Raw genomic sequence first — 13,303 nt, 5'->3', positions numbered from 1 at the left:
GTTTGTAGACGCTTTGCCCTCTAACTCTGAGGCGAAGAAGCCGACGCGGGAACTGCCACGACAACGCCGTTGCCGAGGGCTTGTTTCAACTGCTGAAAAGAGAAGCATTCCTCGCCGGACCTATCCAACCCGCGACGACGCAAGGCGAGACATGTTCGAATACATCGAAATGCTCTGCATACCGAACCGCGTTACGCTGATTGGGCGAACCGCCTCGGCCACAGTCTGGCCTTGCGACGACTATACGTCGGTCTGTCTGAGCTTCGCGACGAAGCTCTCCGGGTTTGTGCGCTCAGCCCGGTGATCAATCCACAGAATCGGCGGGGGCAAGACGCTGATTATCGACCAAGCGCCCACCAAACGCTGCAAGTTCCATGGAGCGGTCAACTTGAAAAATGTGGTCGAATGCCGTGAAGGCCCATGATTTTGCTGCATAAAAATTAGACGCGCTCCAAGGCTTGGTCCCGAAGAACTCCATCCTGTGTATTAAAGTTGACGGTCGACAACCTGCATGAGTACAATTTTGTGAAGGGACAAAGGAGTATTTTCAGAACAAGCAGCGGCCCAGCTGGGCGGCCCTATCCACAATGTCCGGTTGAATTAGAGGGGAACCAGAATGACCAGAATGAGAATAGCGGCCCTACGCAGTGGCGTAGCATCCTTGGCTTTGATCGCGTCGGTCGGTGCGTCTGTCGCCGCGGGCGATCTTATTATCGCGATGCCCGCCAACAACGAGCCCGCATCGCTCGACGGCCATATCGATCCGTATCAGTCCACTTGGCTGATCAACTCGCTGATTACGGACCCATTGGTGATTTTGTCTCCCGACGGTACTTACATTCCAGGGCTCGCGACGGATTGGTCGGTGAGCGACGATGGCACGACATGGACCTTCACCCTGCGCGAGGGCGTGACCTTCCACGATGGTAGTCCGTTCAATGCCGACGCGGTCCGGGCCAATCTGGAGCGTGTCTTGGCACCGGAAACCGCGTCGGCCCAACTAGCCAGCGACATCGGTCCGATCGCATCGATCGAAACGGATGGCGAAACCAGCCTAACCATCATCTACGACACACCTTGGGTCACGCTGCTTGATGCGCTGCGTCGCGCGCCGCTGTGGTCACCCGCAGCCCTGGCCTCGGCGGAGCCCGGCGATATGGCCGCGACCCTGATCGGGACCGGTCCGTTCAGATTCGTAGATTGGGTGCAGAACGACAATATCACGATGGAGCGGTGGGACGATTATGCCGGCGTCACCGCGATCTCGGACGCGCCGGGACCCGTCGGCCTTGACTCCGTGACGATCCGCTTCATCGGCGAGAGTGCCGTGATGGGGCAGGTCCTTGCCACCGGCGAAGTCAATATGGTCTATACGCTGCCGCCCTTGTTCTCGGACCAATATGTAGACAATCCCGATTACATCCTGCTCAGCAAAGGACAAGCGGGCACCGGTCTTCAGATGGTGATGAACATCCGGAACCCACCGCTCAACGATATCCGGGTCCGTCAGGCGTTGCTCTTTGGCAAAAACTCTGCTGCGGCCAACGACATCTTGTATGACGGGCTTTACCAGGCCTCGGATGGTCCTTTGAACAATATCCACCCGTGCTATTGGGAAGGGGCGACCGATATGTACCCCTTCGATCCGGACCGGTCGGCGGCGTTGCTGGATGAGGCAGGTTGGGTTGTCGGCGACGACGGCATGCGTGTTGCACAGGACGTCGAAGGTGTCGAAGACGGCACACCTCTCGTGATCCGCTACTCCACCCTCCACCATCAGGAAATCGGCGAGGTGTTTCAGGCTCAGTTGCGGCCGCTTGGTATCGACCTGCAAATCGAGGTCGTTCCCGGTCCCGTGCAACTCGATATGGTGCAGCGCCGCGACTTTGAGCTGATGTATGAGCGGCAAAGGTCGCCAAGCCCGCTGATCCTCGATCAAGTCTGGAATTCTGCCTATGACGAACCCGGTGGTTGGGCATGGACGGGGTACGCTGACGCAGAGCTTGATGGCATCCTTGAGGAGCTTCGGGCGGTGTTCGACGATGACGAACGCTGTGATCTGGCCCGTGAGGCGCAGCAAATCATTATGGAGAATGCGCTCATGATGCCGACTCTGAGCCAGCCGATCATCGTCGGTCTGCAGGCCTCGGTTCAGGGATTCCAGATGGGTGCCGAAGGCAATTGGTTCTTCCTGCACAACACATCAATCGAAGAATGATTTGTCGGCGGCCGCTCAACTAGGTGGCCGCCATCCAATCCTCGAAAAGGAAACTTGATGGGCCGGTATGTGTTGGGCCGCCTCTTGCAACTCGTCCCCGTGTTGATCCTGGTTTCGCTGATCGTGTTCGCGGTCATGCGTCTGCTGCCAGGCGATCCCGCGCTATTGATGCTTTCTGGTGCCGAGGGTGGGGCGATCACGCCTGAACGGCTGAATGATCTGCGTGAGCAGATGGGGCTGAACCAGCCATTGGCCACGCAGTATCTGAACTTCGTGTTAGGCGCGGTGCAGGGCGATCTTGGAAGCTCAATCCGGTTTCAGGTCCCGGTGATCGAGCTTATTCTTGATAGGTTCGGCAGCACGTTGGAGCTGGCCGTGGCGGGTTTGTTCCTTGCCATCGCGATAGGGATGCCGTTGGGGATGATTGCCGCTGCGCGCCAAGGCGGTTGGATTGATACACTATGCATGACGATGTCCTACATTGGCTCGTCGATGCCGGTCTATTGGCTGGGATTGCTGTTGGTGCTGGTGTTCTCGTTCACGTTTCGATGGTTGCCCTCGGCTGGTGGCGGGTCATTCGAAGCACTGATCCTGCCAGCCTTCACCCTTGGCCTGTTGTCGGCCGGGGTGCTGGCGCGGCTTATCCGGTCTTCGATGCTTGAGGTGGGGACTGAGGACTATATGCGTACCGCCCGCGCTAAGGGCCTGCCCCCGCGCTTGATTGTTCTGCGCCATAGTTTGAAGAACGCGATGATCCCGGTGCTGACAATGATGGGCCTACAATTCGGCGCGCTTTTGGCCGGCACGGTGGTTACTGAGACGGTGTTCAGCCGTCCGGGGTTGGGACGACTGATCGTCGATTCGATCTTGGCTAAGGATTACCCACTGGTGCAGGGGGCGATCCTGTTTTTGGCGGTAGTCTACCTGCTTGTGAACCTCGCGGTGGATATTGCATACGCTTGGCTTGATCCCAGGATCAGATATGGCAACTGAGCCTCTGGATATTGGCGTGCGCGGGCAATCTTGGAGATTGGCGGTAGCGCGGTATCTGGGTCACCCCGGTGCGGTGATCGGCCTAATCGTACTGGTATGCTGGATCCTGGTGACAATCCTGGCGCCCGTCCTCGCACCTTACGACCCCGCAGGTCTGGTGGGCCGGGCCCGTCTCCCCCCCTCCGCCGAGCATTGGCTTGGCACAGATATGCTAGGCCGCGACGTGCTGAGTCGGGTGATCTACGGATCCCGTATTTCGATCTCCATCGGGCTTATCGCCGTCTTGCTGGGTGGCATCCCCGGGGTGATCCTTGGCCTGCTGGCCGGCTACTTCGGGGGCTGGGTGGATACGATCATCTCTCGGTTCGTCGATGCCTTGCTGGCGTTCCCGTCGATCTTGTTGGCGTTGGTGGTGATCGCCGCTCTGGGAGCGTCGATCCAGAACATGATGATTGCCGTTGGCGTTGCGACGCTGCCGGATTATGCGCGCCTGGTGCGTGGCACGGTGCTGTCGATCAAGTCGCAACCCTATGTTGAGGCGGCGCGTCTGGTAGGCAACAGCCACCTACGGACTATGGCGCGACATATTCTGATCAACGCAAACGCTCCGATCGTGGTGTTGGCGACCCTGCAGATCGGCTCGGCAATCCTGATCGGGGCTGGGCTATCTTTCCTCGGGCTTGGTGCACAACCGCCCACGCCGGAATGGGGCCTGATGTCGGCCGAGGGTCGGCAGATGCTGCAACGCGCTTGGTGGATCAGCACCTTTCCCGGCATCGCGATCCTGAGTGTCGTGATCGCCTGCAATCTGGTCGGCGACGGCTTGCGCTCGGCCCTTGATCCAAAGATGCGGATGGGCTGATGCCACTGGTTGACGTCAAAGATCTGCATGTCACTTTCTCCACCGACCGAGGCGAGGCAAAGGCAATCAACGGGATCGACCTGACCTTGACGGAAGGCGAGACCTTGGCCGTTGTTGGTGAGAGCGGTTCTGGCAAGTCAGTCACAGCGCTGGCGATCCTTGGACTGCTGCCCAAACGGACTGCGACGGTGCAAGCTGATGCTCTTAGGTTCGATGGGCGTGATTTAATGGCGCTTTCGGAAGAGCAGTTCCGCAGGGTGCGCGGCAAAGAAATTGGGATAGTCTTCCAGGATCCCATGACCTCTCTCAATCCCGTGCTGACAGTCGGGCGGCAACTGTCAGAAATCGGCGAAGTACACCTCGGTATGACGCGTGCAACGGCGCAGTCGCATGCGGCTGATCTGCTCGATCAAGTAGGGATACCGCAGCCCAAGGCGCGACTACGCGACTATCCGCACCAGTTCTCGGGTGGGATGCGCCAGCGGGTCGGGATTGCCATGGCCATCGCCTGCAAGCCAAAACTGTTGATCGCAGATGAGCCTACGACCGCGCTTGATGTAACCGTTCAGGCGCAGATCCTGGAGTTGCTGGCCGAGGTTCAATCCGAGATGAATATGGCGATCATGCTGGTGACCCATGATCTTGGTGTGGTGGCGCGGACTGCAGACCGTGTGCAGGTGATGTATGCGGGTCGCATTGTCGAAACGGGACCGGCTGAGGCAGTTTTTTTGCGAACGGGCATGCCCTACACCCGCGCGCTTTTACGTTCAGTTCCTCGTCTGGATGTTGCGGATGAGGGGCCGCTTCGTCCGATCCAGGGCAGTCCGCCCGATGTCATGCGGCCGTCCAAAGGGTGCAGCTTCGCGCCTCGCTGCGATCTGGTTGCGGCGCGTTGTCATCATGAGCAGCCACCGCTTGTATCTTGCGGACCAGGCCATCGCGCGGCCTGCATTCTCGTGGGGAAGACACCATGAACCCATTGATACAACTTCGCGATCTCGCTGTGCATTTCCCGGTAAAAACCGGCTTTCTGTCGGGTTCGAGCGGCGTCATCAAGGCCGTGGATGGGGTGACATTGGAGATCCCACGCGGCCAAACCCTTGGGCTGGTGGGCGAAAGCGGTTGTGGCAAGTCGACCCTGGGCCGCGCCGTGGTCGGATTGACCGAACCAACAAGTGGCACAATTCTGATCGACGGCAAACCCCTGACAAGGGATCGACGCGTGCAGATGATTTTTCAGGACCCATCGGCCAGTCTGAACCCCCGGATGACCATCGGCGCCACGATCGCGGAGCCGATTGGCCTGAATGGACTGAGACAAGGGCGCGCGGCAATCAAAGCCCGGATGCACGAACTGCTAGACCTGGTGGGCTTGCCCCAATCAGCCGCTCACCGCTATCCGCATGAGTTTTCAGGGGGGCAACGGCAGCGCGTCGGTATTGCCCGTGCGCTCGCGTGTGAGCCGGATATCATCGTTTGCGACGAAGCGGTGTCTGCCCTCGACGTGTCAATTCAGGCGCAGATCGTGGCCTTGCTTGAGGATCTGCAGGTTCGGCTCGGGCTGACTTACTTATTCATTGCGCATGACCTTGGCTCACTGAAGCATATTTCGCACCGGGTGGCGGTAATGTACCTGGGCAAGGTTGTGGAAGTGGCACCAAAGGCAGAACTATTCGCCAACCCGCGCCATGCCTATACGCGCGCCCTGCTCAGTGCGATCCCTGTGCCCGATCCATCCATTGAGCGGCAGAGGCAGCGGATCATTCTGAACGACGATATTCCGAGCCCCGCTAACCCGCCCTCAGGATGCCGGTTCCACACCCGATGTCCTGTAGCGATTGATCTTTGCCGCTCCGAAGTGCCAAATTGGCAAGAAGTGTCGCCGGGTCATACCTCGGCCTGCCGGCGAGCGGAGGATCTGGTAAAATTGATGCCTGATCCAGTGACGTCGGCGGCCTACATGTGACCCGGCACCAGGTGTTTAGGGTGCGGACCCAAAGGAGGCTCTGCAGCTGAGCGAAATAGACTGGTCGCGATACTCATCGATCTCATCGCGACGCTGTTTCAATCCGATGCCGATACTTTTGAAGGCCTGCTTTTGCCGATCCAGATTGATAGGACAGCATCAAGAGTGGTCTTTCTTGGGCCGGGCATCGGCAGGACTAGCCCGGTTCAACTGGCTGCACTGCGTAGGTGGGCCTGGCAACTGCCCCGCCCTGGCGGGCGAGGCCGCGTCGCATCACAGCGCTCAGAATCGATAGTTGATGCCCAACGAGACAGCATTGCTGCGCAGGTTGAGGTCGGTGTCGCGATAATCGAAGATGACACGCTCAAAGCTGAGATGCGTGAACACATTTTCGGTCAGCGCGTATTCGGCCCCGATGGCGAACTCTCTGGTGTCGAAATCCAGCGAACCAGTGCCGAAATCATCCGTGCCGCGCCCGATGCGTGCCGCCATGTATGGCATCGTGCGTCCGACAGGGTACCCCAGCCGCAGTCCGAAAGCCGTGCTGGTCGCGGTGCCGCTGATGGCAGTGGCCGTGGTTCTCTCAGTGCCGGAATAGCTGTTGCGCCGGTAGCTGATTTCACCGCCGAGCAGAACACCGCCCATGTCGAACAGGTAGCCTGCGGTAAGGGCCGCACCGTTGGAGCTGGCATCAATGTCGGACGCTGAATCAAAGGAGCTGCTGTCCGTCCGATTTACGCTCAAGCCCACATAGGCACCCGAAAAGTCGGTGGCGTCTTGGGCGTAGACCGGCGTCATGAGCAGCGCGGCAAGCGCCGCCGGAAGTAGGGATTTCATGTGGTCTCTCCATCAATAGTATGGTGTAGACCGTTGTTTCCAAGACGCTTTCCCTGCCGTTACCCGAAACACTATTGCGAATAGTGTACTATCATGAAGGTCCAAGGTGTTGACGGGCTTGTGGTTGCGCACCGCATCGGCTAGCGTCTGCGCACAACCAGCTAAGCCGTTGTAGATGAACGCTTAATGGGCCGCTGAAACACTATTCGCAATTCTGTTTCACTGCGGCCACACCTCACACCTTGCGGCGTAATCAACCAGTCCCATGCTGTCCCCACATCGCGACGCGCCATCGGCCTCATTGATGAGGCTCTATGATGACCGCGCCCAACGCCTCTACATCAACACCGAGGAGCGCGCGCGGTTTATTGCGGCCGCCCAGACCGAAAGCCCGCAGCAGCGCGCCTTTGCGTTGACGCTTCTCCATACCGGCTGCCGCTTGTCCGAAGCGCGCGCGCTCACCCCGGCATCGCTGCAACTGGACGCCAGGCTGATTTCCATTCGCAGTCTCAAAAAGCGTGCGATCCATCATATGCGTGAAGTGCCCATTCCCGATGAGCTCGTCACGGTGCTTGGGGCGCTGACCAACACCCCCGACTGTCCTCTCTGGCATATCAGGGGCGCACCTGTGCCCCGCGTCACCGCCTATCGGTGGGTCAAATCCGTCATGGCCACCGCTGACATCACCGGCGCACAGGCCTGTCCCAAAGGCCTCCGCCATGGCTATGGCATCCATGCGATCAAATGCGGCGTGCCGCTGAATATGCTGCAAAAATGGCTCGGCCATGCCTCGATGAGCACGACTGCCATCTACACCAATGCCTTAGGCGCGGATGAGCTGGCGATTGCAGAGCGGATGTGGTGAGGAATGTAGCTGTTTGGCAGCGATGATCTGAGCGCCAATAATAGGGTGGCCAGACTGTGCACGCCTGACCACCCTGCTCCTGAGATCAGGAGTGCCGTTCGGGAACTTCTCGACAGTCCAGGCGCTTCTGGAGCCAATCCAGCACTTCATCCTCAACCCAGCCCACCCGGTTCGGGCCCAGCTGTACCCGCAATGGGAATAAGCCTGCCTTCTCCAAGCGTGCGATATGTTGTGGCGAGTACAAAACCAACTCCTTCAGCTGGCGTTTTGAAAGCATCCGCATCACGATCTCTCCATGATTGAAGAGCATCGCGATGCCCTAGGGTTGACAAAAACCTAGGCAATCGAAGTCTAGCGGGCTGCGTGCAGTTTGGCGAGAAGTTCGCCATAGAGCTGTGTCGCCTCCTTCATTTCTCCAAGATACGAGTGACGGTTGTAGATTGCAGCCACTCCGCTGATGGTGCCAGAGCGGTGGTTGAGCAGTCGCTCGGTCACATGGATGGGTGTGCCGATATCGGCATGCAGTGTGGCGAAGGTGCGTCGTAGGTCATGGAGAGTAAAAGGCGACAAGCCAGTCTCGTGCAACAGCCGTCGTTGGGCTCGGGCCCACCCGTTGAACGGTGTGTCAGCTTCCGGAGTGCCAAAAACGTAGGTGCTGCCACCTTCTATCGACTCGAGCAGGTCAACCGCTAATGCCGGGATCGGCACGTCATGCCGGTGCTTGTTCTTGGTGCGCTGCGCATCGAATGAAAGCTGACCTTGGTCAATTTCACTCCATTGCAATCCGGCAATTTCGCCCCGGCGTTGTCCAGTCATTAGCAGCAAGCTAACGATGTCGTTGAAGCGGTCTCGGTTGCCGAGGGTGTATTGGAGTAGTTGGGATGTTTCATCACGCGAAAGCACGCGATCACGGCTCGTTGGTGCGTGGGGCCGGTTCAGCCCATCTAACGGGTTCGTCTGGAGGTATTGGTACCGCACGAGCCAGTTGAAGAAGACTTTTAGGGTAGTGAAGGCATAGTTCTGGCTTGAAGGACTCTTTGTGTACTCGCGAATCTTGCGCATGATGTCCTGGCGTGTGACCTGATCGACCGGGCCGGAGAAGTGGATAGCGCTCAGATACAGCGTGTATCCGTCTATCGTCGATGGTCGCAGACGCTGTTCACAGTCTACGAGGTACTCGGAAAGGACCATTTGGTAGTCGAAATTGCCGATGTCGTCGCTACGAGATTGATGTTGCACAAGTTGAAGTTTCGCCCGTTTGCGCGCGTCGGCCAGGCCAAGTTCAGGGTGTCTGCCCAATGTCTTCAGCCGCCGTTTCGGGCCGTACATAACAACGTAGGACTTGGATCGGGTAGAACACCGAACGCCAAATCCGGGCGTTGTCGCGTCCCAGTACGTCTGTTGTCCCGATGACGGCAGGGCGAGCTTGCGAACGGCGATGTCGGTTAGCCTGAGGCGCATTTTAGTCTCTTTTAGTCACATGAATCGTGGGCATAAGGGCGAGTTTCTATGGTCAACCATGTTCACCGAAATGGATAAAAACACAATATAATCATACGCTTTAGTTCTGCTATGTGAAGAAGTGATTCGAGTTCAGAATTGACTACGAATCAAGGGGTCGGGGGTTCGAATCCTCCCCAGCGCGCCATTTCAGTTCCAAAGTGGGCACGGCCGTGGCCTCCGTTTGTGCGCTGGCGGCGGTAAGCGTTTTGAGAAGCGCGGTGCGCGATCCCATGATGCGGGCCTCTGTCTTGTCGATCACTTCGATACGCTGTGCGACGGCACGCAGATGATCGCGGCGATAGGTGCCGTCGCTCTTGCGCAGACGCTTACGCGCCGCGCTGGCGAACGCCTTCACTTTTTCCTCTGTCAGGTCAGGACCTACGCGTTGGATCGTACCCGCCGCCCGCTCGGCATCGGCGTGGGCCTGATCGCGGATGGCGGAGAGTTCGGCGACGCGGCCCTTCAACGCGGGATCGTTGAGGTCGGCAATACCGTTTTCGATCGCCTCGTAGAGCCGTTTGAGCTTGGCGTCGGCCTCCGAGGCGCGCTGGCGTAGCTCGGTGATGTGAGTGCGCCGCCGGGCGATGTAGTCATCCCTGCGGTTTAGAACTTCGGACAAGAGCGCGGTGAGCCGGCGTGGATCAAGCCGGCGCTTCTCGATGTGAGCCGTCACCGCCGTGTCGAGCTTGCCCATCGGCACGGTTAGGCCGCCGCAGCCGTTGCTGCCCTGCCGGGCGCGGGTGGAGCAGGTGTAGTAGCGATAGCGCCCGCCCTTGCCGGTCCTGAGCGTCATCGCGCCGCCGCAGGAGGCGCAAAAGGCGATGCCGGTCAGCAGCGTCGGTCCGCTGACCGTGCGGGGCGGCGTCCATTTGGGATTGCGAGACTTGAGATGGGCCTGAACCGCCTGCCATTCGTCTTTGGTGACGATGGACGGCACCTCCATGACGACATGCTCGGACTCGGGCTTCGGGCGCTTGGCCTTCGAATCGTAGGTGTTGAAGCGATGCTCGCCGACATAGGTCGTGCGGGTCAGGATTTGGTGGACGGCGGCGATGCCCCAGCGCCCGCCATCGCGGGTGCGGATGTTGCGTTCGTTGAGATGCTTGGTGATCGTCGTCAGCCCCATCGGGCCGCTGTCGCCGTCGCCACGCAGCGCGAGTCTATAGATCAATCGCACGGTGTCGGCATGGATGGGATCGATCTCCAGCTTCTTCTTGATCTTGGCGCCGCGCTTCTCGGCCTCGACGGTGCGATAGCCGATGGGCGGCAGCGCGCCGTTCCAGAAGCCCTGCCGCGCATTCTCCTTCATGGCCCGCAAGACGTGTTTGGCGTTCTCCTTCGACTGATATTCGTCGAACAGCGCCATGATCTGGCGGATCATGTTGCTCATCGGATCATCGCCCAAATCCTGTGTGATCGAGACAAGCCGCACATCCGCCTTGGCGAGCTTGCGGACGTGGAACTCAAGCTGGAACTGATCGCGGAAGAACCGGCTGAACGAATGGACCAGCACCACGTCGAAGGGCGAGCCGCCGTGGAGTGCCGCGTCCATCATGCGCTGGAACTCGGGGCGCTTGTCGTCGGTCGCCGACTGGCCCGGCTCGACATACTCCGCGATGATCTGCCAGCCTTTGGCTTTGCAGTAGCGCTCGGCTTGGCGACGCTGGTCGGGGATGGACAGATCATGCTCGGCCTGCCGGTTCGTCGAGACACGAAGATAGAGCGCGGCGCGAACGGAGCGGCTATTGGGCACAGCCTCCAGTGAGCGAGAGGCTGTGTCAGTCATGGCATGATCCTCAGATTAGGGAAGCGGCCCGAACAGTTCGTCGAGCACGTCGCCGAAATAGGCTTCGACGATCCGGACCTCGAACTCGGTGATCGGCACAATCTCCGGCCAGTCGTCGGTGATGGTGATGCGCTTTTGCGCGCGGCGGCGCTTGCCGGATGGTTCGACGGGGCGGAAATAGTCGTAGAGATCGGCTGGCCCGGCCCCCATAGCCTGGGGCCGGCCGATCGGTGTGCGATGTAGGCGCCGGGAACGATCCATCCGCTCACGATGCAACTGGACCGCCCGGCGCGGAATCGCCTGTCCGCACGCCGGAGTGCGATGCGTGCTTCGACGCGCAAAGACAAGCGCATGACGGTCAAGGGCGGGAAAGGTGTGTGAAGGGCGGTCGTCATGCGGCGGTCGACAGCGGTTTGGCCCGCTCGATCCGGGCCTGTTCCTTCGGATCGTGCATCGCCTCCCAAAGTTCGGTGCGCCGCTGGACGTTGAGCCAGAAGTCGGGGCTGTTACCGAATACCCGCGCCAGGATCAGCGCGGTGGCCGCCGTCACATTGCGGCGGTCGTTGCACAGCTCGTTCACATGCTTACGCTGCACACCCATCGCTTCGGCCAGTTGGGCCTGGGTCAGTTCCATCGGCTTCATGAACTCCTCGATCAGGATTTCCGACACCGGGGCCGGTTTGCGCTTGGTCGTCAACATGGGTCTCACCTCATCGGTAGCTATGGTTGTCGAGATAGACGTCGCTGGCTTCACCCTTGCCGCCATCCCAGGCGAAGATCAGGCCTGCTGCCGGTTTTGTGGAGGCCGAGATAAGGTGTTTATGAAACTGGAGAATCTATATGACGAGAAGGATGTTCAGCCGCGAGTTCAAGCAGGAGGCGGTGGAATTGGTGACGAAGCGTGGTGTCAATGCGGCACAGGCTTCGAGGGATCTTGGAATACATGCCACCGTGCTTCGGCGGTGGGTGCTGCCGAGGCTGATGGCCCCGCAGCTTTCCCCGGAAATGGCAAGCTGACGCCAGAGCAAGAAGAGCTCAGGTCTCTTCGACGTGAGGTGTCCAAGCTGAAGGCGGAGCGTGATATCTTAAAAAAGCGGCCGCCTACTTTGTCAAGGACCAGCTGTGATGTTTGGGTTTGTGCATGGCCTGGCAGGCGATTTGCATGGCAAATCTGCCGAGATGGGCGAAGCACCGAAGGGTCTGGCCGGTAAGTTGGATGTGTGACACGCTCGGTGTGTCACGAAGGGCTTTCATGCCTGGCTGACGCGGCCACGTAGCGACCGGTCTATCCGCGACGAAGAGCTGTCGACGGCGATCCGTGCGAGCTTTCTGCGATCGGACCGAACCTATGGAGCCCGACGGGTCTGGCACGATCTTCTCGAAGAAGGTTACGCCTGTGGCCTGCATTGCGTTGAACGATTGATGCGGAATGCAGCCTTCAGAGCTCGCCCCAGGCGTCGGCAACCACCGAAAGACCAAGGCAGGAGGTCGGTCATAGCTGCGAACGTGCTTGAGCGAGAGTTCGAGGCGAATGGCCCGAACCAGAAATGCCCTCTCGGCGATGCAAGCATCGCCCCTCAGGTAATAGGTGGCAGACTTCACATATATCTGGACCGCAGAAGGCTGGCTCTATGTTGCTGCCGGCATCGACCTGTTCTCGCGGCGCGTTGTTGGCTGGTCTATGAGCGACCAGATGACCTCGCAGATGGTCACGGATGCGCTGATCATGGCAATCTGGCGCAGAGGCAGGCCGCAGGAACTGCTGCACCACTCGGACCAGGGCAGCCAATACACCAGCGAACCATTCCAAAGGCTGATGGCCGATCAGGGCATCATCTGTTCAATGAGCCGGTCCGGAAATGTCTGGAACAACGCTGCGATGGAGAGCTTCTTCTCTTCCCTGAAAACCGAACGGGTCAGGCGAAAAACCTACCGGACGAGAAAACAGGCGCGCGCCGATGTGTTCGATTACATCGAGCGGTTCTACAACCCAACGCGACGTCACTCGACCATTGGCTATCTAAGTCCTATGACCTTCGAGGAGCGAGCTATGAAAGCTTAAGTTGCCGTCTACGAAACCGGCAGCAGGCCAGCTCAGTTGGTCGGGCTTTCAGCATGCGTAAACTCGTATTGGAGTTGTTCCAGCGTGGAGGGTTATGGCCGAGCTATGCATCCCTCAACACCGGGCTCCTGAAATCCGGGGATGTCATTCGAGGGCTCTTAGGCAGCCCCTCCTTGAGGCCGCTCAACGGCTGCGTCTGACCTGGCAGGTT

General features: G+C 59.3%; 12 protein-coding genes and 2 pseudogenes. 8 read left to right on the top strand and 6 right to left on the bottom strand.

The genetic code is table 11. The features are described from left to right. Nucleotides 1-38: 38 nt before the first annotated feature. From ACQ651_RS12745 to ACQ651_RS12720, 6 genes and pseudogenes are all read left to right on the top strand, one after another. Nucleotides 39-190, top strand: a pseudogene (locus ACQ651_RS12745) (IS3 family transposase); the annotation flags it as partial. Between the two features lie 471 nt (nt 191-661). Next, a complete protein-coding gene (locus tag ACQ651_RS12740) occupies nt 662-2,218 on the top strand; it encodes an ABC transporter substrate-binding protein (RefSeq protein ID WP_430449474.1) in 1,557 nt (518 codons plus the stop codon). Between the two features lie 57 nt (nt 2,219-2,275). After that, a complete protein-coding gene (nikB, locus tag ACQ651_RS12735) occupies nt 2,276-3,211 on the top strand; it encodes a nickel ABC transporter permease (RefSeq protein WP_430449473.1) in 936 nt (311 codons plus the stop codon). Further along, nucleotides 3,201-4,073, top strand: a complete 873-nt coding sequence (locus tag ACQ651_RS12730) for an ABC transporter permease (RefSeq protein ID WP_430449472.1) — start codon at nt 3,201-3,203, stop codon at nt 4,071-4,073. Before nikB ends, ACQ651_RS12730 begins: the two co-directional genes overlap by 11 nt. Then, the gene (locus ACQ651_RS12725; protein ID WP_430449471.1) at nt 4,073-5,047 is read left to right on the top strand and encodes an ABC transporter ATP-binding protein; all 975 of its coding nucleotides are present in this window, start codon (nt 4,073-4,075) and stop codon (nt 5,045-5,047) included. Before ACQ651_RS12730 ends, ACQ651_RS12725 begins: the two co-directional genes overlap by 1 nt. Continuing rightward, nucleotides 5,044-6,039: an ABC transporter ATP-binding protein gene (locus tag ACQ651_RS12720; protein WP_430449470.1), complete on the top strand. Its 996-nt coding sequence runs from the start codon at nt 5,044-5,046 to the stop codon at nt 6,037-6,039. Before ACQ651_RS12725 ends, ACQ651_RS12720 begins: the two co-directional genes overlap by 4 nt. Nucleotides 6,040-6,321: 282 nt before the next feature. Here the strand turns inward: ACQ651_RS12720 and ACQ651_RS12715 are convergent, their stop codons facing one another. Next, nucleotides 6,322-6,876, bottom strand: coding sequence for an outer membrane protein (locus tag ACQ651_RS12715; protein ID WP_430449469.1), 555 nt, complete (start codon nt 6,874-6,876; stop codon nt 6,322-6,324). A gap of 304 nt (nt 6,877-7,180) precedes the next feature. On the opposite strand from ACQ651_RS12715, the gene ACQ651_RS12710 reads away from it, so the two are divergent. Further along, complete coding sequence (locus tag ACQ651_RS12710; protein ID WP_227287912.1) at nt 7,181-7,741, top strand: tyrosine-type recombinase/integrase; 561 nt, start codon at nt 7,181-7,183, stop codon at nt 7,739-7,741. A gap of 85 nt (nt 7,742-7,826) precedes the next feature. On the opposite strand, the gene ACQ651_RS12705 is transcribed toward ACQ651_RS12710, so the two are convergent. The 5 genes from ACQ651_RS12705 to ACQ651_RS12685 form a co-directional block, all read right to left on the bottom strand. Next, nucleotides 7,827-8,051 carry a helix-turn-helix transcriptional regulator gene (locus ACQ651_RS12705; protein ID WP_227287913.1) on the bottom strand — a complete coding sequence of 75 codons (225 nt, stop codon included), beginning with the start codon at nt 8,049-8,051 and terminating at the stop codon, nt 7,827-7,829. A gap of 41 nt (nt 8,052-8,092) precedes the next feature. Beyond that, nucleotides 8,093-9,202, bottom strand: a complete 1,110-nt coding sequence (locus ACQ651_RS12700) for a tyrosine-type recombinase/integrase (RefSeq protein ID WP_430449468.1) — start codon at nt 9,200-9,202, stop codon at nt 8,093-8,095. Nucleotides 9,203-9,344: 142 nt separating this feature from the next. Next, nucleotides 9,345-11,030: a recombinase family protein gene (locus tag ACQ651_RS12695; RefSeq protein ID WP_430449467.1), complete on the bottom strand. Its 1,686-nt coding sequence runs from the start codon at nt 11,028-11,030 to the stop codon at nt 9,345-9,347. Between the two features lie 15 nt (nt 11,031-11,045). Then, entirely contained in the window at nt 11,046-11,240 is a 195-nt protein-coding gene (locus tag ACQ651_RS12690) for a hypothetical protein (protein ID WP_430449466.1), read from the bottom strand. Between the two features lie 181 nt (nt 11,241-11,421). Further along, nucleotides 11,422-11,730, bottom strand: a complete 309-nt coding sequence (locus tag ACQ651_RS12685; RefSeq protein ID WP_430449465.1) for a HigA family addiction module antitoxin — start codon at nt 11,728-11,730, stop codon at nt 11,422-11,424. Nucleotides 11,731-11,870: 140 nt separating this feature from the next. On the opposite strand from ACQ651_RS12685, the pseudogene ACQ651_RS12680 reads away from it, so the two are divergent. Next, nucleotides 11,871-13,092 (top strand): annotated as a pseudogene (locus ACQ651_RS12680) (IS3 family transposase). The last annotated feature ends 211 nt before the right edge of the window (nt 13,093-13,303 follow it).

Origin of the sequence: Rhodophyticola sp., from assembly GCF_965284195.1 — a bacterium.
Lineage (GTDB): Bacteria > Pseudomonadota > Alphaproteobacteria > Rhodobacterales > Rhodobacteraceae > Rhodophyticola.
The sequence above is the reverse complement of the archived record's forward strand: the minus strand, read 5'-3'. Positions and strand labels throughout refer to the sequence as shown.